Origin of the sequence: Streptomyces sp. NPDC008163 (genome assembly GCF_042956885.1) — a bacterium.
Classification (GTDB): Bacteria; Actinomycetota; Actinomycetes; order Streptomycetales; family Streptomycetaceae; genus Streptomyces; species Streptomyces drozdowiczii_A.
In genome coordinates this window covers 226,256-245,548 of sequence record NZ_JBIBHG010000006.1, presented here as the reverse complement: position 1 = coordinate 245,548, position 19,293 = coordinate 226,256, and the positions used below count along the sequence as shown (strand labels likewise).

The following is a 19,293-nucleotide window of genomic DNA, read 5'->3' as shown; positions in this document are numbered from 1 at the left end:
CGCGCCCCGCCTCGCCGGCCCGCCCCCGCCCCCCCCCCGCCGCCACACGCGCCCCCCCCCCCCGCCGCGGCGGGCGCGCCCGCGGCCCGCGCGCCCCCCGGGGGCCCCCCCCGGGCCCCCCGCTTCCGTGTCACGCCACCGAGCGGAATGCCGGCAGGTAACCGCCGGACTGCCCCTCGGGCTTGGGGTGGTACGAGTTGTCGACGGGGATCGAGACGCTGTGCAGCCACGGGTCTCCAGAGCACAGCTCGTGCCCGGTGAACTCGTCGGCGACGCCGGAGAAGGTGAACCCGGCGTTGGCGGCCTGCTTGGCGATGACACCGTTCAGCACGTCGGAGGCGTTGTTGATGGCCGTACGCGACTTGTCGGACAGGCCGAGGACGCAGCTGCCGCCGATCTTGTAGAAGCGCGGGTAGCCCAGCACCACGACATGGGCCTGCGGAGCCTTGGAGTGGATGGAGGAGTACAGCGAACTCAGGCCCGACGGGAGGGTGTTGTTCATTTTCCCTACGGCCGCGTTCACGGCCGAGATGCAGGCGGACTCGCCGGACAGCACGCAGTCCTGCATGACATCGGCGAACCCGACGTCGTTGCCGCCGGCGGTGACGCTCACGAGCGAGGTGGACGAGCTGAGCGCTCCCAGCTGACTGCTGGAAACGGTGCTCGTGGTGGCACCCGAACAGGCGACGAAGGTGAACGACGACGGCGAATTCGCCGCTGCCCAGAGGTACGGGTAGGCCTTGGTGCTGCGCTTGCAGTCACCGCTGTCGGACAGATAGCTTCCCGCGCCGACACCGGACGAGTACGAATCGCCCAGGGCGACGTACCCGCCGGCGGCGGCCGAGGAGGACGCCGAAGCCGGCTGGGCGATTCCCAGAGCGGCAGCGGCGGCGAGGAGCAGAGTGGATGCGGACGCCCAGAATCTCCGTACTGACATAGCTGTCAGCCCTCCGAAGTGTGGGGGGTGGGTGGGGGGTTGAGTGAGCGGTCCCTGTTGTAGCAGCTCCCGGTACCAGTCGGTAATAGCTCTGCGAGAAGCCGTCTGAATTGCCCGAATGATCGGTCGGCAGTCGTAGCTCCGCGCGTAGATAAACCCCCAACTCCCCCTGAAACAAAGGTTCTAGCGCGATTGCTCCGACGCTTCGCAGGGATGCTCCCTGCGAGGTTCCGCGCCCCCGGGACCCGGCGACGGACGAGGGCACGCGCGAAGCGGCCCTCCCGCCTCGGTGAGGTGGGAGGGCCGCTTCAGTGGCGCCGGTCGGGACCGGTCACTTCTTCTTGTTCGGGGGCTGCGGGCGGTTCTTCAGGGTGTACGTGACCTTGTCGTGGTCCGAGTCCACCTCGATGGGCCCGGTGACCGGGTTCCTCGGGAGGACGTATCCCTCGGGCGCGTCGGTCTCGACCAGGTAGTAGGAGCCGGACTCCAGTCCGGTCCAGGTGCACCGGCCGCGGGCGTTCGTGGCGCAGCCGCTGTCGATGAGGGTGTCCGCGTCGTCACCGGTGCGCTGCAGGCCCTCGGTGCCGTTGGTCTCCTCCCACAGCTGGAACACCGCGCCCTGGAGGGCGTCACCGTTGTCGGCGTCCTTCTTGTTGATGGTGATGCTGTGGCCCGGGGTCTTCCAGTTCCACGGGTCGCTGTCGTCGACGGGGTCGCCGCTGGTCGCGCCGTTGCCGTTCACCGTGGCGTTGTCGGTGTGGAGCCGGCCCGCCGGCACACCGGTCACGACCGCGGTGCACTTGAAGGAGGCGCCGACCTCGAACACGGTCGGGTTCTCCTCGGCGAAGGTGGCCTCCCACCGGACGGACCGGCCTGCCGGATCGTCGGCGCTGGTGCCGTCCGGGAAGTCGCAGTGCAGGTCCTTGACCTGGCCGTCACCGGCGGTCACCTCGTCGGTGACCGTGATGTGCACCAGGTCCTCGGTGCCGTTGTTGGTGATGGTCATGTAGACCGGCTCGTCCTGCACCTTCGGGCCGATCACCGCGTCGGCCGGGGTGTCGGCGTCGGAGTCGGTGCGCTCGTCCTTCTTCTCGATGTCGATCGAGGGGGCCCGGCGCTCGTTCTTCTGCTTCACCGAGAACGACGGGTGGGCGTTGTCGATGGTGAGGGGGCCGACGACGGGCTCGTCCGGCAGGAGGTATCCGTCCGGCGCGGCCGTCTCGACGGCGTAATAAGTACCGGGGTCGAGGTTGCGCCAGCGGCAGACGCCTCGGGCGTTGGTGGTGCAGGCGTCACCCACCTGGGTGTCGGGGTTGGCGCCGTCGGTCTGCAGGCCGTCGGTGCCGTTCGTCTCCTCCCACAGCTGGAAGGTGGCCCCGGGCAGCGGATCGCCGGTCTTCGCGTCGACCTTGTGCACCGCGATCCGGTGGCGCGGGGCGTTGGTGAGCTCCACGGTCTTCGACGTGGTCGCGGCGTCCAGGGTGAACGGTCCGGTCACGCGCTGGGCGGGGAGCATGTAGCCGGCGGGCGAGGACACCTCGTAGAAGTAGTACTCACCCGGCTCCAGACCGGTCCAGTCGCACACCCCGTCGGCTCCGGTCGTGCAGTTCCCGTCCACCTGGGTGTCGGGGTCGGCCCCGTTCCGCTGGAGTCCGTCGGTGCCGTTGGTCTCGCGCCACAGCTGGAAGACCGCGCCGGGCAGCGGCTCGCCCGTGTCGGCGTCCCTCTTCTCGACCTTGGCCTCGAAGTCGGCGTTGAAGCCGAAGTCGTACGAGTGGTTGTTCTCGCCCGGTCCGCCGGTCGTGAACGTGTGCTCGGGGTACGTACCACCGGCCGGGACGACGCCGTCGCTGTCGATGAAGTCGTTGGTGCCGGCGTCGGGCGTGGTCGGGACCCACTTGTAGAGCGGGCCGCCCTCCGCGTAGTCGTCGGGGTTGTCGACGGCGACCTTGTACGCGGTGTCCGGGTTCCACGCGTCGGCCGGGACGTTCCCGGCAAGCGTGGAGTCGAAGTAGTACTCACCGCGGTCGCTGGTCGTCGTCGAGGCGATCTTCGTACCGCTCTCGTCGTAGAGGCTGACGGTGGCCCCGGGGACCGGAGCCTCGCCCGGGTCCTGGATGCCGTCCTTGTCGACGTCGTACCAGACCCGGTTGCCGATCTGCAGCGGGGCGAGGTCGCACAGGACCTCCATGTCGCCGATCGAGCCGCCCTTGCCGAACGAGGTCGCCAGCTGATTTCCGTCGCCCGCGCCGCTGGTGCCGTCGGTGCGGTCGAGGAAGGCCACCCCACCGGTGCGGATGTTGGAGATGGGGTCCATGCCGGCCACGGCGATGTCCGTCTCCGGCTTGCTCAGGGCAAGGCCGCCGTCCGTCATCTCGTCATGGGTGAGGCGGTTGTCGCCGGGGTAGAACTCGAGGACGTCGTCGGGCTCGCCGCCGTTGTTGTCCGGCGTGCCGTTGTTCCGGCAGCCGCCGTTGCCGTCCAGGACGAACGTTCCACCCGTGAGGCAGGCGCGGTTGATGTCACCGCCGATCATGTGCGACTGGAAGTCGCCGCCCGGCGCCATCTCGACGTTCTGGCCGCCCTGGTCGGGGAAGCGGTCACGGAACCCGAGGATCAGCGCGCCATCGGTGTCGACCTCGATGTCCATCATCAACGGCTGCGGGAACCCGTACTCGTACGTGCAGGTGTTGCCGTTCTGCTGGCGCGTGGTGTCGTCGGACCAGGTGAACCAACCCGCTCCGGGGCACTCCGCGCTGCCCTCGTACGCGGCCCCGCGCGGGAAGTCCAGCGCGTCGTTCATGATCACGTCGCCGAACGTGCCCGCCGCGGGGTCGTACTTCATCACCACGGCACGCATGTCGCCGCGGCTGCCCGTGCTCTCGCCCGAGCACACCCCGCCGACGTAGACGACGCCGTCCTGCACGTCGAGGGCGCCGGGACGCCAGTTGCCGGCACCGCCCGCGCAGCCGGGGTCGGGGATGACCACCGAGCGCTTGGGCGCGGAGCCGTCCGCGGTGTCATAGGTGTACAGCGTCTTGTCGCTGAGACCGACGACGTAGAGCTCGGACCCGTCCGGGTTGACGTCCAGGTCGCCCAGCGAGGTCTTCCCGGCCTTGGGCGCGAACGCCAGGTCGTGGTACGTGTCCATGTCGTGCGTGGTGGCGCCGTCGTCACCGGGCACCGTGACGAACTGGGACGTCTCGTTGCTGGCCGGATCGGTCACGTACACCGCGTTCGGGCCGCCCGGGCCGAACGCCGACTGCCGCTTGCTGAACGCCGCGCTGTAGAGCTTCTTGTGGACCTTGTCGTAACCGAGGCCGTTGATGGCTCCGGTCTGCGGGGACTCGGCCTCGGTCTCGGCGCCCACGTTGTCGCCACGCCCGTTGAAGGGAACGGTGACGAGGGTGCGGTCCTCCGGGGAGTACGGTCCGCCCTGATCCGTCGCCGATCCGGTGTTCCCGGTTGCGTCCGGCAGCAAACAGGTCGCCAGTGCGGGATTTGACTGACAGTAGTCGTCCGGGTTCCAGAAGCCCGTTGTCAGCTCGACGTTCTTCCCGCCTGACAGGTCCACGAACTCCTCGGCGGAGGAAAGCTTCGTCGGAGCGCCCGAGAGCCCTTCGGGGGAGGCGAATGCCGGCGAATAGATCGTCGCATCCGGGTTGAGGGCCTGGACCCGGTACTTGCCGCCGGTCAGGGTGGTCCCCGGCGACAGCTCCACCGTGCCGTCGGCGCCCGTCGCGCCCGTGACCGAGACGCCGGCATCATCCGTGAGCGTGACCTGCACGCCGCTCCAGCCGGGCTCCAGGGCGGCGTCCCACGCCCCGTTCGCGTTCACCTCCCGTACGACGCGAACGGTGACGGTCCCGTCGCCCGCGTCGCGCGGCTTCGCCTGGGCCACGGGCCCCGGCAGGGCGCCGCCCCACGCGGTGCCGGTGGCGGTGAGCACCGCCATGGCGCCCATGGCGGCCCTGCCCCACGGGCGGTGCCCCTTGTGTCTCCAGCGTCTCGCTGTCACTCGCGGACTCCTCATCCGGACGTACAGCCGCGCGATACACGCGGCGGATCCGGACAGCGTCCACGTAAATTGTTGGCGATTTATTACATTACGGGCGTTTCTTCGGTGATTCCGCCCGTCCGGGCCAGGTGACTCGCACGTGGGACCGGGTATTCGTGATGAAGGATCAGTCGTCGAGGGCGGCGAAGCCCTGGGCGACGAGCAGATCGTCGGAAGGCAGCCCGCGCTGATTGGTGCCCGGCTTCTTGCCCCAGATGTACACCTGGTCATCGACGTGCAGCAGGTCCCAGAGCGCCTTGGCGTCCTTGATCCGCATGTTCACGCAACCGCCGGAACCGGAAGTGAAGAGGTCGTGGTCGGTGCCGTGGATGGCCTGACCGCCGTCGAAGAACTGGGCGTACGGCATCGGCGCGTTGTCGTAGAGGTCGGAGACGTGATCGATGTGACGCCAGTAGATGCTGTGCCATCCGGTCCGGGTCTCCGTGGTCCGCAGACCGCTGCGGATCGGCGCCGGTGCGAAGCGCAGCTCACCCGTGTCGGCGCCCTGCACCCACAGCACCTGCCGGTTCAGGTCCACGCAGGTGACGCGGTAGCTGCGGACCGGGCACTCCTTGCGGGCGTTGGGGTCACGGCGGACCTCGTCCACCAGGAACATGCGGTACGTCTCCAGGTCGGCCTTGCCCGTCTCCTTGAGGCCCAAACGCTGCTGCAGGGCGCGTACCGCCTCGCAGTCCTGCACCGAAGCGCGGCCGTCCTGGGGAAGTCCGAGCTTTTCCTCCAGCTCCCACTGATAGGCGCCTGTCCGAGGGACGCACTCCGCTTCCTCGGCCCCGCTCGCGCCCTCCGCCACGGAGACGTGGGTGGTGAGAAGGCCGAGGGTGATGAGGGCGGCCGAGCCGAGGCGGAACACACGCATGCCACATTCCCTTCGGGGTGAACGTTTCGGAGCGAACGTCTGGTGTCATTCAGGCGCGTGAAGAGAGCATCGGCATGTGCGGCTGGTCCGGGTGGCGCAACGGTGCGGCATCCGAGAGGGCGTCAGTTCCGGGACTCCTGGCCGGCGCGGGGCGCCGGTGTGCCGGGCACCTGGCTCCATGGCGCGAGGGGAACGGCGTGCCGGAGCCTGGAAGCGGTGAAGTCGATCACGCCCAGGCGCGCCTGCCCAGGAAGCTGTGTGGTGACCCGGCGCAGTTCGCCGTCGGCCGAGACGAAGAACCGGAGTGGTGAATCGCCGGTGCGGAGCGGGGCGGCGGACGGCTGGCCGTTGCCGCTGTGCGCTGTCGGACGAGGGGCGGCGAAGACGTCGTACGTACGCCCGCCGATCTCCGCCGTCCCCGTCCAGCGGGCTCCGGACTGGGCCAGGAGCTGCGCGTTCTCCGGACGGTCCCGGCCGAGGAGCATCGACAGCTTGAGCATGGAGTCGAGCGGGTCGGAGGTGTACCGGCGCGGGACCCAGTCGGATGTGGGCATGTGCGCGGCGTCGGACAGGGCGAGCCGTGCCGGACGGGCTCCTTCCTTCTGCGGGCCCGGCTGCCCGGACGGCTGGTCGAGGGCGACACCGACTCCGGAGCCGTCCCAGGCCAGGAGCCCGCCGCCGGCCCCGTCGAAGCGGCCCACGGCATGGTGGCCGCGGTAGTCGATGACTCCCTCGACGCCGATGGTCCGGTCGCGCAGCGGCACGGTGATCTCGATGCCGGCCGGACTGGCCTCGAAGCGGCTCAGCCGGGCGAGCGCGAACCGCTGGGCCTCGGCGGTGGTCACGCGGTGGGGCGGTGTCGACGCGCCGCCGGTCAGGTGGACCGCAGTGCCGGCGGCCGCCACCGCGAGGAGCGAGCCGGCCGCGGTCAGCATCACCGGCGTCGCGGGGATCCGGCGCATCAGGGAACGCATGGGGCACCTCGTCGGTCGTGAGGTTCGGAAGGAGCGGAACGGGGAACGCCGGTCACCAGAGCGAAGCGCCCAGGGGCAGCCCGGGGCGTGCCCCCGGCAGGACGAACGCCACGGCCGAGGCCGTGTGGCGTGTGAACCGGGAGAGGGCGTCGGCCGTGGCCAGACGTTCCTGCACCCGTACGAAGAGGGCGGGGTCCTTCATGAAGGCCACGAAAAGCAGCCCCTGGTCGTCGGCGTCCTCGGCGTAGCTGTAGCCGCGGCGCAGCATCTGCGCCCCGCCGTCCAGACGTGGGTGGGCCAGGCGTACGTGCGCGTCGGCGGGGACGACGTACTGCCCGTCCGGGGTCTTGGCGAACAGATTGATGGCGTCGCTCGCCCGGGACCCACCGAGCGGGACTCCGTCACGGCGTCGCCGGCCGATGGCCCGGTCCTGTTGCGCGGCTGTCAGCTTCCCGAAAGCGTCCACGTCCATGCGGATCCGGCGATAGATCAGATAGCTTCCGTGCGCGTCGGCCCCTTTGGAGACGTACACATGCTGATTCAACTCCTCACCCACGGGGTTGCCGGTGCCGTCGAGGAAGCCGAACAGGTTTCGCGGCACCTCGCCCGGGGAGGTCGGCGGCAGGAATCCGTGCTGCCGCCAGCGTGGTGTCAGGACGGATGCGGCCGCACGGTCCAGCGAGGAAGCGGCCCCGACGCACGTCCACTGGTCGTCCGCGCACAGCTGGACGAGCACATCGCCGTCGGAGATGCCGGGACGCAACTGCTCTCCGGCGAAGGCGGGCAGAGGCCGCAGGAGCCTCGGGGGCCGGAGACCGAGACGGTGGGGAAGCCGGGGTCCGACGGCGACGGTGGCGGACAGGCGCGAGGTCCCGGCGGTCACCGATCCGACGCCGACCGGCACGTGTTCCGATTCCTCGCCGCCCAACAGGCGCGTCCACCGGGCGAACACGTCGCGCACAGCCCGCCGAGCGGCGGACTGCGTGGTTCCGGGAGCGATGTCGTACGACAGCAGCAGGACGTACGACTGCGCCGGCGATGTGACCCCGGACTGCCTGACCCCGTAGAAGGCGGAGCGCGGCCGGCCCTCGCCGTCGGAACGCACGTCGCCGGAGCAGGCGCTCATGGACAAGGCGGCGGAGGCGGTGGTGGCGATCATCCGGCGTCGGCTGAATGTGCGCATCCCCATCCCTGCATGTCCTATTTGCTTAGTAGTTACGAGATACGGCGTTTTGTCGCCAAGGCGGTGCAGTGGACGGTACACCTGATGCCATGCCCTTGCCTTCATGTGTGGCCCGGACGGCCCGAGTTGTTCTCGCCCTGCTGGCGGTCTCGGTGGCGGCGGCCGGCTGCGGCGGCGAACAGAGCGACGACCGGCCGGGCTCGCGCGACCGGCCCGCGGTGATCCGGGTGCCGTCCGACGCCTCGACCATCCAGCGCGCCGTGGACGCCGCCCTGCCGGGAGACCTGGTCCTCGTCGCGCCGGGTGTCTACAAGGAGGACGTGTCGGTACGGACGCGAAACGTGGTTCTGCGCGGAGCCGACCGCAACACGGTCGTGATCGACGGGGAGTTCAAGCGGAGCAACGGCATCACCGTCACCGGCGCGGGCTCGGTCGTGGAGAACCTGACCGTACGGAACCACTTGGCCAATGGCGTGCTGTTCACCGGAGTGACCGACGCGACCCTCCAGGGCGCCGGGGCGGGCGGCGAACTCTACGACCCCCTGGACACGGCGAAGTTCCCGCCGCTGAAGGGATTCCGGGGCTCGTACATCACCGCGTACAACAACGCCCTCTACGGCATCTACGCCTTCGACGCCCGCGACGGCGTCATCGAGCACTCGTACGCCTCCGGACAGGCCGACTCCGGGATCTACGTCGGCCAGTGCCGCCCCTGCGATACGGCCGTGCGCCGCAACACCGTCGCCCACAACGCGGTGGGCATCGAGCTGACCAACGCCTCGGAGAAGCTGACCGTCGAGGAGAACGAGGTGCGCCGGAACCGGGTGGGCCTCACCCTCAACTCCAACGACCTCGAAGCGCTGGGTCCGCAACGCCATGCGCTGATCCGCCGGAACGTCATCGCCGACAACAACGAACCCTCCTCGCCGGCCCAGGCGGACGGCGGTTTCGGCATCGGCATCGGGATCGGTGGCGGCGTCGGCAACCGGATCGAGGACAACACCATCACCGGCAACCGCGCCACCGGGCTTCTGCTCCGCGACGAACAGGGGTACCCGGCCCGCGACAATGCGGTACGCGGCAATCGCGTCCACACGAACGGAACCGATCTGGTGCTGGCGGTCGCCGCCCTTCGCGGCAACTGTTTCACCGACAACGGCGAGCCCGTGACGAGCCCCAGGACCTGGCCGTCCGCCTGCGGCAAGGGCGACCAGGACGCACCCGTCAGCCAAGGTCGGGGAACCCCGGTGACTCCGCCCCCGGGCGTGTCCTTCCGCTCCGTACCGGCCCCGCCGCCCCAGCCCCAGCGCCCCGGCCACGCTGGGGACCCACCCCGAACCGCGATCGGACTGCCGTAGGGCCCTGCCTTTCGGCGGGCGCATTCCGCCGCCCCGGAATCCCTCCGGAAACCACTCAGGGGCCCGACCCGCTTTCGCGGATCAGGCCCCTGACCTGGTGTTTCAGCTGTCGGGGTGGCGGGATTTGAACCCACGACCTCTTCGTCCCGAATGAGGTTCGGTCAAGATCGTTACCTGCGGATCTCGTAAACGTGCAGGTCAGGGCGTCGATCTGAGATGGTGTGGCGGGGTCTCGGTTGGTCACCTGAGGAAGATCATCTCCCAGGTTTCTCCCAGCACCAGGTGTCGAGTCCGCGGATCACGTCCGAGCCCCACTTTGAAGTCGCGTTGCGGAAGCAAGTTCGCGCGACCGCTGCAGGGATCAGACTTGCGCCTTTCGCCAGGGTGCGGTCGGGTCGGACAGGGTGTCCAGGATCAGCTCGCACCAGGTGACGGCTGCGTTGACCGTCAGACGGGCATGACGCACGCCAAGACCGGACGGTGCGCTCGCCTGGCCGTGTCCGCTTCCGAAGCCCTGGTTGCGTAGTTCGGCGACTCCGACCGCGATGTTCACCGAGCCCGAAAGGATCTTCTTCACGGCCTTGCTGCCGTCTGGGCCGTCAGGCGCCGAGCCGGCGTCGAGCTTCAGCGCCTTCTGGACCGTACTGATGAGAGCGGGAAGCGCGGCATTCTTGTCGATGTCGACGTTCAGCTCGCCAAGGGCCGTCTTCGCGGTCGCCTCAATGAGCTGCTTTGCCGCGCCAATGGCACCGTGGGGATCGGTGGTCAGGTCTCTCCGAATGCGTTCAAGCTCGATCGTGATGCCCGAGGCGTCGCTCAGGGCGCTCAGATCACGGACGAGCACCGGCGGGTTGGACCAGGAGATCCTTCCCTCCTTGTCGAGAGCGAAGCCGTCCCGTTCCAGACGCACCCTGATGTCGTCCAACCACTTCGGCGTGCCCTGGTCGTCCGGGTTCCGGTACGCGCGGATGAAGTCTTCGAAGACCAAGAGCGCACGCCGCACTTGGTTCGGATCGGACCAGTCCACACCCTCCGCGTACAGCATGAACTCGGTCCGACGCTGGCCCGGGTCCTGGTACTTCAGCTCATCTGGAGGGATGGGTGCGAACCCGTGGTCTTCCCACAAGTCGGCCACAATCCGAATGGTCAGGTCCGTGGCCAGGGAGCGGAAGGCGTTGCGGGTCGCGGGGCTCACCAGCTCCCGTCGCGTGGTGACGGTCATAGTCTGAAGATACGAGCAGCCCTTGAGGCCGTCACGGCCTTTTCCAGTGTGGCCTCTGTTGTCGACAGCGACCCTTGCCCAGTCGATCTCATCGCGACTGCTTGGACCACCAGACCCCTCGGACGACCCACGAGGGACTGGGCAGTTGTCCTCTGACACTCACGTGAGTCTTTTGACAGCGAACCCAGCCGTTTCGGCTTCCCTGACATGCAACCCAGGAGTGGCGGTGTTGCAGCCGGGATCAGGCGGTGGTCAGACCGATGCGTTGCAACCATGCTTTGACGTCGCGATCGGCTTGGTCGGCTTCCTCGCCTTGGACGGCCAGCCCGTTGGCGAAGGTGGCGCCGCGGCAGGAGGCCGCGTAGTCGCGCTCGGTGGTGCCCAGGCCGCTCATGGCGTGGGTGGTGAAGGGGACGACGGTCTTGCCGGTGAAGTCGAGTTGCTCAGTGAATGTCGTCATGATCATGGGTGCGCGGACGTTCCAGATGGGGCTGCCGAGCAGCACGGTGTCGTAACCGTCGAGGTCGGGAAGTCGGCCCTTGATCGCGGGGCGTGAGTCTGCGTCCTGCTCGCGGACGTTGCGCTCGACGGTCGCGTCATAGCTGTCGGGATAGGGGTCGGCAGGCTCGATCCGGTGGACGTCGCAGTCGATGAGGTCGCTGATCTTGCGGGCGAGGACTTCCGTGTTGCCGACTTTCAGGTTGGTCCGGCCGCCGTAGTAGTAGTTCTCGCCCGCACGGGAGAAGTACGCGAGCAGTGCTTTGCCGCGTGCCGTTCCGCTGCGTGTGGTGCTCGGCGAGGATCGGCGGTCGGGGATCGGCTCGTCCTCCGTTGCTGAGCAGCCGGCGAGGTGGGGGGTGGTCATGGCGGCGGCTCCGGTCAGCAGTGCGGTGCGCAGGAGGGTGCGGCGCGGAAGTGATCCAGGGCGGGATCGGTTCACGGGTGGGCCCTTCGTGAGGGTTCCGGAAGCGGAGAAGGGGCGGGCGACCGACCGGTTGTCCGGTGGACGCCCGCCCCTGTTGAAGACTCTCGGGTCAGGCGTCCAGGCGGCGCTTGGCGAGCCAGGTGACGATCTCGGGGTCGTGGTGGTCGAAGAACAGGGAGCTGCCGGTGTCGAGGGTGGCGATCTCGGTCATCTGCTCGTCGGTCAGCTCGAAGTCGAATACGTCGATGTTCTCGGCCATGCGCTCGGCGCGTACGGACTTGGGGATGGCGATGACGCCGCGCTGGGTGAGCCAGCGCAGGACGACCTGGGCGACGGACTTGCCGTGCTCCTTGCCGATCTCGGCGAGCGTCGGGTTGGTGAACAGGTTGTTCTTGCCTTCGGCGAAGCCGCCCCAGGACTGGATCTGCACGCCGTGCTCGCGCATCAACGACTGGTAGTCGGCGCGCTGGAAGAAGGGGTGGGTCTCGACCTGGTTGACGGCCGGGGTGATCTCGTTGTTGACGATCAGGTCGATGAGCCGGTCTGGGTAGAAGTTGGCCACGCCGATCGCCTTCGCCAGGCCCTCGCGGTTGAGGTCCTCCATGGCGCGCCACTGGCCGTAGACGTCGCCGAAGGGCTGGTGCATCAGGTACAGGTCGAGGTGGTCCAGGCCCAGCTTGGTCAGGGAGGTCTCGAAGGCGCGGCGAGTGTTGTCCTGGGCCGGGTTGTCCTGGACCCACAGCTTGGTGGTGACGAACAGGTCCTCGCGCGCGATGCCGCTGGACTTGATGGCGCGGCCGACGGCTTCTTCGTTGCCGTAGACGGCGGCAGTGTCCAAGAGGCGGTAGCCGGCGGCCAGCGCCTCGGAGACGGCGCGCTCGGTGTCGTCGGCGGGGATCTGGTAGACGCCGAAGCCGAGGAGCGGCATGACGACGCCGTTGTTCAGGGTGACGGTCTGCATGAGCGGGATGTCCTTCGCTGTGCTGGCGGGTGCCGGTCGGTTACGGGCGGATGAGGGCCTTGAGTACCTGTCGGTCGGCCATGGCCCGGTAGGCGTCCGGGGTCTCGTCGAGGGCGTAGGTGCGGTCGAAGACGCGGCCGGGGCCGATGGTGCCGTCCAGGACGTCGGGCAACAGCTGCTCGATGTAGGCGCGGGCGGGGCTGGCGCCGCCGGTCAGGGTGATGTTCCGCATGAACAGGCCGGGACCGATCGGCCCCTCCTCGTACTGCGGCACGCCCAGGCGGCTGATGGTCCCGCCGTCGAGGACCGCGCCGAGCGCGGTGTCGAGGGCCGGGCGGGTGCCGACGGCCTCGATCACCTTGTCCACGCCGCCGGTCAGCTCGCGGATGCGGGCGACACCCTCCTGGCCGCGTTCGGCGACGACGTCGGTGGCGCCGAAGTGGCGGCCCAGGTCGGTGCGGGCCGTGTGGCGGCCGGCGAGCACGATCCGCTCGGCGCCGAGCCGGTGGGCGGCGATGACCGCGCACAGGCCGACCGCGCCGTCGCCCACCACGAGCACCGAGTCGCCGCGGCCGACGCCGGCGGTGACGGCGCCGTGGTGGCCGGTGGTCATCACGTCCGACAGCGCAAGGAGCGAGGGGATGAGGGCGGAGTCGGCGGCCACCGGCAGCTTGACCAGGGTGCCGTCCGCGTGGGGGACGCGGACGGCTTCGCCCTGGCCTCCGTCGACGCCGTCGAGGCCGTACCGGCCGCCGTTGCGGCACGAGATGTGCAGCCCCTTGGCGCAGTAGTCGCAGGTGTTGTCGCTGTACGTGAACGGCGCGACGACCAGGTCCCCGGCCTTCAGCCCGCGAACGTCCGCACCGGTCTCCTCGACGATGCCGAGGAACTCGTGGCCCATGGGGCGGCCGGTCCCGGTGGCGGGCATGGCGGCGTAGGGCCACAGGTCGCTGCCGCACACGCAGGAGGCGACCACGCGGACCACGGCGTCGGTGGGCTGGGCGATCTTGGGGTCGGGCCGGTTCTCGACGCGGACGTCTCCGGCTCCGTACATCACGGCTGCGCGCATGAGAGTGTTGCTCCAAACGGGGGATGGCGGGGCTGGTCGGGGCGGCCGGGCGGCGTCAGCGTTCGAGCATCCGGGCCTGCGCCTCGGTGTGCGTGTCACCCGAGGCGGGCGGCAGAGCGGTGAGCCGCTCCAGCTGCTCGGCGGTCAGCGTCACGGCGTCGGCCGCGGTGTTCTCCTCGACCCGGCTGACCCGCTTGGTGCCCGGGATCGGGGCGATGTCGTCACCTTGGGCGAGCAGCCAGGCCAGCGCCACCTGGCCGGGAGTGGCGCCCGCCTCGTCGGCCAGCGCCTTGACCTCGTCGGCCAGGGCGAGGTTGCGCCGGAAGTTCTCGCCGGTGAAGCGCGGGTTGTCGCGGCGGAAGTCGTTCTCGTCGAACTCCTCAGTGGAGCGCACCGTGCCCGTCAGGACACCGCGCCCCAGCGGGGAGAACGGCACCAGGCCGATGTTCAGCTCCCGCAGCACCGGCAGGATCCGCTCCTCGATACCGCGCGTGAACAGCGAGTACTCGGACTGGACCGCAGTGACCGGCTGTACGGCGTGGGCGCGGCGGATCGTGTCCGGGCCCGCCTCCGAGAGCCCGAAGGCGCGCACCTTGCCCGCCTCGATCAGCTCCTTGACGGCGCCGGCGGTCTCCTCGATCGGCGTGTTCGGGTCCACCCGGTGCTGGTAGTACAGGTCGATGTGGTCGGTGCCCAACCGCTTCAGCGAGCCCTCGACCGCGGTACGGATGTTCGCCGGGGACGAGTCGAGGTTCCAGGCGCCCTCGCCGCCGTGCGAGACCAGGCCGAACTTCGTGGCCAGCACCGCCCGGTCCCGGCGGCCCTTCAGCGCCCGCCCCAGCAGCTCCTCGTTCGTGTACGGGCCGTAGATCTCGGCCGTGTCGATCAGCGTGACGCCCAGCTCCAGCGCCCGGTGCACCGTCCGGATCGACTCCGCGTCGTCCGTGCCGGAGCCGGTGTAGCCGTGGGACATGCCCATCGCACCCAGACCGATCCGGGAAACCTCCAGGTCACGCAGCTTGATGTAGCGCATCTCGCCCTCTTCGCATCGCATCGTCGTGGCGTTCCCGGAACCCTGGGCAGCACCCGGGGTTCCGGCGTCTTGCTCATTCAGCTTCGCCCGGATTGCGACGATGTGGCAGGGCGGGCTCTTCGGGGGTCATGACAGGGCCCCCCTCCGAGCTGCGCAGCAGTTGCGCGGCGCGTGAGACTGGGAACATGGCATCGACGAGCGCACACAGCGAGGGCGCCGAGCTGGGCCGCTACCTGCGCGCCCGCCGCACCCAGACCAGCCCCGAACACGCCGGCCTCCCCCCGGGCGCCGGCGTCCGGCGCACCCCAGGGCTGCGCCGCGAGGAACTGGCCACCCTCGCCGGGATCAGCATCGACTACTACGTACGCCTGGAACGAGGCAAGGAGACCCGCCCCAGCCCCGCCGTCCTGGACGCGCTCGCCCGCGCCCTACGCATGGACGACCAGGAACACCAGCACCTGCGCGAGCTCGCCGCCCGCGCCGCCCGCTACGTCGGCGAACCACCGCCCGCGCCCAGCCGTACCGTGCGGCCGCACCTCAAGCTGCTGCTGGAGTCGCTGCGCCCGAACCCGGCCTACGTCATCAGTCGCAGCATGGACGTGCTCGCCTGGAACCCCGGCGGTCTCGCCCTGTACGCGGGCCTGGACGACTGGCCGGTCAAACACCGCAACCTCGCCCGGTACCTCTTCCTCCACCCGGCCGCCCGGGACCTGTTCCCCGACTGGGATCGCCAGATCACCGCCTGCGTCGCCCGGCTGCGCGCCACCGCCGGCACCGCCCCCGACGCCCCCGACCTCACCCAGCTCGTCGGCGAACTCCTTCTGAAGAGCCCGGACTTCGCGGGCCTGTGGGAGCGCTACGAGGTCACCGGCCGCAAACCCGCCCACAAGACCTTCCAACACCCCCAGGTCGGCGCCCTCACCCTCACGTCGCAGTCACTGCACGTGGAGGGCACCCCGGGCCAGCGCATCGGCGTGTACACCGCGGAACCCGGCAGCCCCGAACACGACGCACTGCTTCTGCTCGACATGACTGCACCCGCACCCGCTGAACAGGCGACTGCTGTTCCCAGGGCCGAGGGCCGCTGACCGTGTGCGCTGCCACCAAGCCGTGCGCCATGAAGCAGCTTTAACAGCCCGCCGGCGAGACCTCGCCTGCTGACCATTCGGGCACAGCCGAGCGGATCGAGCGCTCCAGATGGCGAACCACGTCATCTGGAGCGCTCAGGGCTGAGTGCGACCGCTTGGACGGTTGGCGCCGGGCCGGGGTGCCTGCTTCACGTCGGCCGGCGCTTCGGTGGCACCGGTCCTGGGATCACGTCAAGGCGCAAGTGCTCCTTGAACAGGTGGACCAGGTTGGCTCCGTCGAGCAGTTCGAGACGTCCGTGCTCATTGGCGAACGCCTCGCTGGCCCGACCGAACCATGAGGTCGTCACCAGGATGCCCTTGGCCGCACGTTTGTGTTCCACGACGCCGGCCAGGGCAGAGACGGTCTCGAACGGCACCACGTTCTTGGTGCGTTTCGCCTGGATGATGCACAGGCCCTTCATCACCGGGTCGGTGTTCATCGCGATGGCGTCGACGCCCTCGTCCTTGGAAGGTTGGGTGTTCACGCTGTCCAGACCGATGGCTTCGAACAGCTGCCGGATCAGGTGCTCGAACTCCGTGGGCGTCAGGTCCATGAGCACCGGGCGGCTGTCCAGCCCTGCCACGACGTCCAAGCTGTCCATGAGCCGGAACTTGCTGAGGTCGAACGTGACCAGAGGTCGCACGGGTTCCAATTCGTACGGGTTCGGCGAGATCAGTGAGCGCAGCCGCTTCAGGCAGGCCCGGGGGTCCACCTGTGTCAGGACCAGCTGCGCGAATTCCTCCCGGTCCGTCTGGAGGGTGATCAGGCAGGGATGTACTTCGCGCCCGGTGGCCCGGTCGATGGTGGCCACATGCCCGTTGAGGGCGATCGACTTGACGGTGCCCTCCGTGTCAGCGGCGAACAGCTCGTGCACTGTGCGCAGCGCGGTCTGGGCGAGGACAGAGGCGTAGAGCTCCTTGCGCTCCTTGTCGGGACGGGGCACGGGATTGATCTCATCGCGGGACTTCACGTAGCGATACGCGCGGGCCGCTGGAACGACGTCCTCCAGCGGGAGGTCGATCTCGACGAGCAGGTCACCGGTGTCTGCCTGATACGAAACCCGGTGTGCCTTGGGAAAGCCATGTGGGTACGTGGAGGCGGCGAGTGCCTGGTCGATGAACCACTCCACGGCCTCGACGTCCCGCTCGCGATAGGCAGCCCGGCGTTCCTCGACGCGGGCGTTCCACTCCTCGACTCGGGCGGCCTCCTGCTGGTTCTGCTCCGCGTGCCTGGCGCGGAGCTTGTCCAGTTTCTCGACGCGCTTCGTCTCGTCCCGGGCATGGTCGCGCAGTGCCTTGTCGAACCGCACGCGAGCCGATTCGACTTCGGCGTCGTATCCCTTGCGCCCGAAGCCGAGCGCGCCGAGGAAACCGCGTGGCGGTTCCGGTTCGTACTCCTCCCAGCGGGGCTGCGGGGCAGCCTTGGTCCGGCCCTTGGGAGGGCTGAACACTGGCGGCGTGAACTCCTGCTTGAGCCGGTCGAAGGTCAGAGGGCTGCCGTCCAGCACAGCTGTTCGTAGAAGATTCGCCAACTGCTCGACGTCGTTCTCGACCACGTAGGTGCGGTCAACAGCCTCCTGCGCGCGGGCCGTCTCGTGCGCGAGCTTCTCCTCGCGCGCCTTGCGTTTGGCCTCGGCCTCGGCGGCCCTACGCGCCTTCTCGGCCTCCCTGGCCTGCCGCGCGCGTTCCTTGGCATAGGGATCGTTCCCGCCCGCCCCGTTTCTGCCTGCCACTGCGCCCCCCAGGTCAGTGCGTGATCCTCCTGCCGAACTTTCGCAGTACTCCCTACCCATCCGACAGCGTCAAGAGGCTCTGAAAGTCTGGCGACGCTGTCGCTGGAGAACCGGCCGGCCGACGGCCGGGCTCGGCCTGGCACCGGAATGGGGTGTTCCGGAGGATGGATCGCCGATCAGCCCGAGGTCAGGATCGTTCGTAGGCCCACGCCTGACCGGTCTGGCGGTACTCCTCGACCGGGATCGGGGCGACACCGTTCTGCATGCGGGCCGTGTAGAGCAGGCCGTCGAGGTGGTCGATCTCGTGGTGGATGAGGCGGGCGAGGCCGCGCTCGTAGACGGTGGTGACGGTCTCACCGGTGAGGGTCGTGGTCTCGACGGTGATCGTCAGCGGTCGCGGCACGAGACCGCGTACGTCGAAGAAGCTGAGGCAGCCTTCGTAGTGTTCGTCGGTCTCCTCGGAGCGGGCGGTGATCTTCGGGTTGAGGAGGATGACGGCGGGGGCGTTCGCAGGGGGTTGTACGACGGCTGCGGCTCGGCCGATGCCGATCTGCGGGGCGGCGATGCCCATGCCCTTGGCGAAGGGGTGGACCTGGCCGATGCGGTCCAGGGCGGCGAACAGTTCGTCGGTGATGCGCTCGGCTTCGTCGCGTTCGGCGGGCAGGCTGAAGGCGCGGGCCGTTTCGTCCAGGATGCCGGCGCCGCGCTGGACGACTCCGAGATCGCGCATGCGCTGGCTGGGCCGTACGTCGGTCACCTGAACTCCCCTTGATTCATGTCCTGTTCGGGCCTGGCCCGAAATCGCCACTCCAGACGGTACCGAGCGTGCAGGGCGGGTGTCGCCGTGATCCAGGTGAACTGCCTCAGTTCGCCCGCGTCGCTGCGGATGGGCGGGGTGCGCAGCGGGGACGCTTCGGCGGTCATGGAGGTCTCGGTTCCCCAGACGACCGGATCCAGGTGCGCGGGGAAGGCGAGTTGGACTTCGAGCTGTTCGGTGGGAAGGCGGACGGCGCGCTGGAACCAGTTGCCCCACTTGTCGTCTCCGACGGTGTACGCGTACTCGATCCACACGGATTCGCCAGGGTAGAGCGGGAAGCGCCCACGCTCGTTGTCGAACAGCAGCCAGACCTCTTTGAAGGCGTCGCGGTCGTGCTTGGCCTGCCAGCGCATCGTCTCGCCGCGACACGTCGCCGTGAGGTCGAGTTCGTTCCAGGTCAGCGGATGAGCCCGGTAGTGGATGTTGGAGCGCTCCGGATCGCCGGGGTAGCAGTCGACGGAGATACGGATCAGGTAGCGGGTGATCGGTTCGGTGCCGGTGTTGCGCAGCAGTCTGCGCATGGTGAGGCGGTAGGCGCTGCCGTCGTACTGGAGCAGGGCGGCGTCGTGCTCGACGACAAGAGCGGAACCGGTGGCGTACGGCTGCTCCGTCCTGGAGGAGGCTTGAGTCGGCACAGCCGGACGGTTGGTTGCGCGAACGCGGGCTTGCTCGTAGTCGCCCCACCGCCGCCAGATCGCCTTTCCGGCGTTAAGCGCCTCGTCGGCGAGGCGGGCGAACTCCTCGCTGGGCTTGTGGCGGCCTGATTCCACGTGACTGACGTAGGACGGGTCGAAGCCCATGGCCCGTGCGAGGGCGCGCTTGGACATGCCGCGTACTTCCCGCCACCTGGCTACTTCGGCTGCGAAGCCCTCGGCCGCCTGCTCGACGGTGATCTCCTCGCTGTGCGCGTCCATCGAAGCCCCGCCCCGCGTCACTTGTTGGTGAGCATGAATGAACCGTGAGTGATCCAAGTTCATCATCCCGTCACGGTGCCCGTCACCGCTTTCCTTCCCTCAGCGG

At 69.0% G+C, this 19,293-nt stretch carries 15 protein-coding genes; 2 read left to right on the top strand and 13 right to left on the bottom strand.

Annotated features, from left to right (window positions below; genetic code table 11):
• Window positions 1-130: 130 nt before the first annotated feature.
• From ACFZAT_RS15920 to ACFZAT_RS15900, 5 genes are all read right to left on the bottom strand, one after another.
• The gene (locus ACFZAT_RS15920; RefSeq protein WP_391264691.1) at window positions 131-937 is read right to left on the bottom strand and encodes a GDSL-type esterase/lipase family protein; all 807 of its coding nucleotides are present in this window, start codon (window positions 935-937) and stop codon (window positions 131-133) included.
• Between the two features lie 331 nt (window positions 938-1,268).
• Window positions 1,269-4,955, bottom strand: coding sequence for a SpaA isopeptide-forming pilin-related protein (locus ACFZAT_RS15915; RefSeq protein WP_391264688.1), 3,687 nt, complete (start codon window positions 4,953-4,955; stop codon window positions 1,269-1,271).
• A 166-nt stretch (window positions 4,956-5,121) separates the two neighbouring features.
• Entirely contained in the window at window positions 5,122-5,871 is a 750-nt protein-coding gene (locus ACFZAT_RS15910) for a L,D-transpeptidase family protein (protein WP_391264686.1), read from the bottom strand.
• A gap of 122 nt (window positions 5,872-5,993) precedes the next feature.
• Window positions 5,994-6,845, bottom strand: coding sequence for a hypothetical protein (locus ACFZAT_RS15905; RefSeq protein ID WP_391264684.1), 852 nt, complete (start codon window positions 6,843-6,845; stop codon window positions 5,994-5,996).
• Window positions 6,846-6,897: 52 nt separating this feature from the next.
• Window positions 6,898-8,028 (bottom strand): Dyp-type peroxidase, encoded by a 1,131-nt coding sequence (locus tag ACFZAT_RS15900; protein ID WP_391264682.1) that lies wholly within the window; start codon window positions 8,026-8,028, stop codon window positions 6,898-6,900.
• 89 nt (window positions 8,029-8,117) lie between these two features.
• On the opposite strand from ACFZAT_RS15900, the gene ACFZAT_RS15895 reads away from it, so the two are divergent.
• Entirely contained in the window at window positions 8,118-9,386 is a 1,269-nt protein-coding gene (locus ACFZAT_RS15895) for a right-handed parallel beta-helix repeat-containing protein (protein ID WP_391264680.1), read from the top strand.
• Between the two features lie 361 nt (window positions 9,387-9,747).
• Here the strand turns inward: ACFZAT_RS15895 and ACFZAT_RS15890 are convergent, their stop codons facing one another.
• From ACFZAT_RS15890 to ACFZAT_RS15870, 5 genes are all read right to left on the bottom strand, one after another.
• Complete coding sequence (locus ACFZAT_RS15890; RefSeq protein WP_391264678.1) at window positions 9,748-10,608, bottom strand: abortive infection family protein; 861 nt, start codon at window positions 10,606-10,608, stop codon at window positions 9,748-9,750.
• A 241-nt stretch (window positions 10,609-10,849) separates the two neighbouring features.
• A complete protein-coding gene (locus tag ACFZAT_RS15885; RefSeq protein WP_391264676.1) occupies window positions 10,850-11,473 on the bottom strand; it encodes a flavodoxin in 624 nt (207 codons plus the stop codon).
• 169 nt (window positions 11,474-11,642) lie between these two features.
• Entirely contained in the window at window positions 11,643-12,494 is an 852-nt protein-coding gene (locus ACFZAT_RS15880) for an aldo/keto reductase (protein ID WP_391264674.1), read from the bottom strand.
• A 40-nt stretch (window positions 12,495-12,534) separates the two neighbouring features.
• Entirely contained in the window at window positions 12,535-13,563 is a 1,029-nt protein-coding gene (locus tag ACFZAT_RS15875; RefSeq protein WP_391264672.1) for a zinc-binding dehydrogenase, read from the bottom strand.
• 55 nt (window positions 13,564-13,618) lie between these two features.
• Complete coding sequence (locus ACFZAT_RS15870; protein WP_391265020.1) at window positions 13,619-14,596, bottom strand: aldo/keto reductase; 978 nt, start codon at window positions 14,594-14,596, stop codon at window positions 13,619-13,621.
• A gap of 185 nt (window positions 14,597-14,781) precedes the next feature.
• Between ACFZAT_RS15870 and ACFZAT_RS15865 the strand changes: the two genes are divergently transcribed.
• Entirely contained in the window at window positions 14,782-15,684 is a 903-nt protein-coding gene (locus ACFZAT_RS15865; protein WP_391264671.1) for a helix-turn-helix domain-containing protein, read from the top strand.
• A 188-nt stretch (window positions 15,685-15,872) separates the two neighbouring features.
• On the opposite strand, the gene ACFZAT_RS15860 is transcribed toward ACFZAT_RS15865, so the two are convergent.
• The 3 genes from ACFZAT_RS15860 to ACFZAT_RS15850 all read right to left on the bottom strand — a co-directional run bounded on the left by ACFZAT_RS15860 (window position 15,873) and on the right by ACFZAT_RS15850 (window position 19,187).
• Entirely contained in the window at window positions 15,873-17,456 is a 1,584-nt protein-coding gene (locus tag ACFZAT_RS15860) for a restriction endonuclease (RefSeq protein WP_391264669.1), read from the bottom strand.
• Between the two features lie 187 nt (window positions 17,457-17,643).
• Window positions 17,644-18,213 carry a peptide deformylase gene (locus ACFZAT_RS15855; protein ID WP_391264667.1) on the bottom strand — a complete coding sequence of 190 codons (570 nt, stop codon included), beginning with the start codon at window positions 18,211-18,213 and terminating at the stop codon, window positions 17,644-17,646.
• Window positions 18,210-19,187, bottom strand: a complete 978-nt coding sequence (locus ACFZAT_RS15850) for a helix-turn-helix domain-containing protein (protein WP_391264665.1) — start codon at window positions 19,185-19,187, stop codon at window positions 18,210-18,212. The genes ACFZAT_RS15855 and ACFZAT_RS15850 overlap by 4 nt, the downstream gene beginning before the upstream one ends.
• Window positions 19,188-19,293 lie beyond the last annotated feature (106 nt).

Excerpts from the sequence above, each read along its gene's own strand:
- ACFZAT_RS15880 (WP_391264674.1), bottom strand. The coding sequence starts at position 12,494 with ATGCAGACCGTCACCCTGAACAACGGCGTCGTCATGCCGCTCCTCGGC.
- ACFZAT_RS15905 (WP_391264684.1), bottom strand. The coding sequence starts at position 6,845 with ATGCGTTCCCTGATGCGCCGGATCCCCGCGACGCCGGTGATGCTGACC.
- ACFZAT_RS15900 (WP_391264682.1), bottom strand. The coding sequence starts at position 8,028 with ATGCGCACATTCAGCCGACGCCGGATGATCGCCACCACCGCCTCCGCC.
- ACFZAT_RS15885 (WP_391264676.1), bottom strand. The coding sequence starts at position 11,473 with ATGACCACCCCCCACCTCGCCGGCTGCTCAGCAACGGAGGACGAGCCG.
- ACFZAT_RS15850 (WP_391264665.1), bottom strand. The coding sequence starts at position 19,187 with ATGGACGCGCACAGCGAGGAGATCACCGTCGAGCAGGCGGCCGAGGGC.
- ACFZAT_RS15870 (WP_391265020.1), bottom strand. The coding sequence starts at position 14,596 with ATGCGCTACATCAAGCTGCGTGACCTGGAGGTTTCCCGGATCGGTCTG.
- ACFZAT_RS15890 (WP_391264678.1), bottom strand. The coding sequence starts at position 10,608 with ATGACCGTCACCACGCGACGGGAGCTGGTGAGCCCCGCGACCCGCAAC.
- ACFZAT_RS15910 (WP_391264686.1), bottom strand. The coding sequence starts at position 5,871 with ATGCGTGTGTTCCGCCTCGGCTCGGCCGCCCTCATCACCCTCGGCCTT.
- ACFZAT_RS15875 (WP_391264672.1), bottom strand. The coding sequence starts at position 13,563 with ATGCGCGCAGCCGTGATGTACGGAGCCGGAGACGTCCGCGTCGAGAAC.
- ACFZAT_RS15895 (WP_391264680.1), top strand. The coding sequence starts at position 8,118 with ATGCCCTTGCCTTCATGTGTGGCCCGGACGGCCCGAGTTGTTCTCGCC.
- ACFZAT_RS15865 (WP_391264671.1), top strand. The coding sequence starts at position 14,782 with ATGGCATCGACGAGCGCACACAGCGAGGGCGCCGAGCTGGGCCGCTAC.
- ACFZAT_RS15920 (WP_391264691.1), bottom strand. The coding sequence starts at position 937 with ATGTCAGTACGGAGATTCTGGGCGTCCGCATCCACTCTGCTCCTCGCC.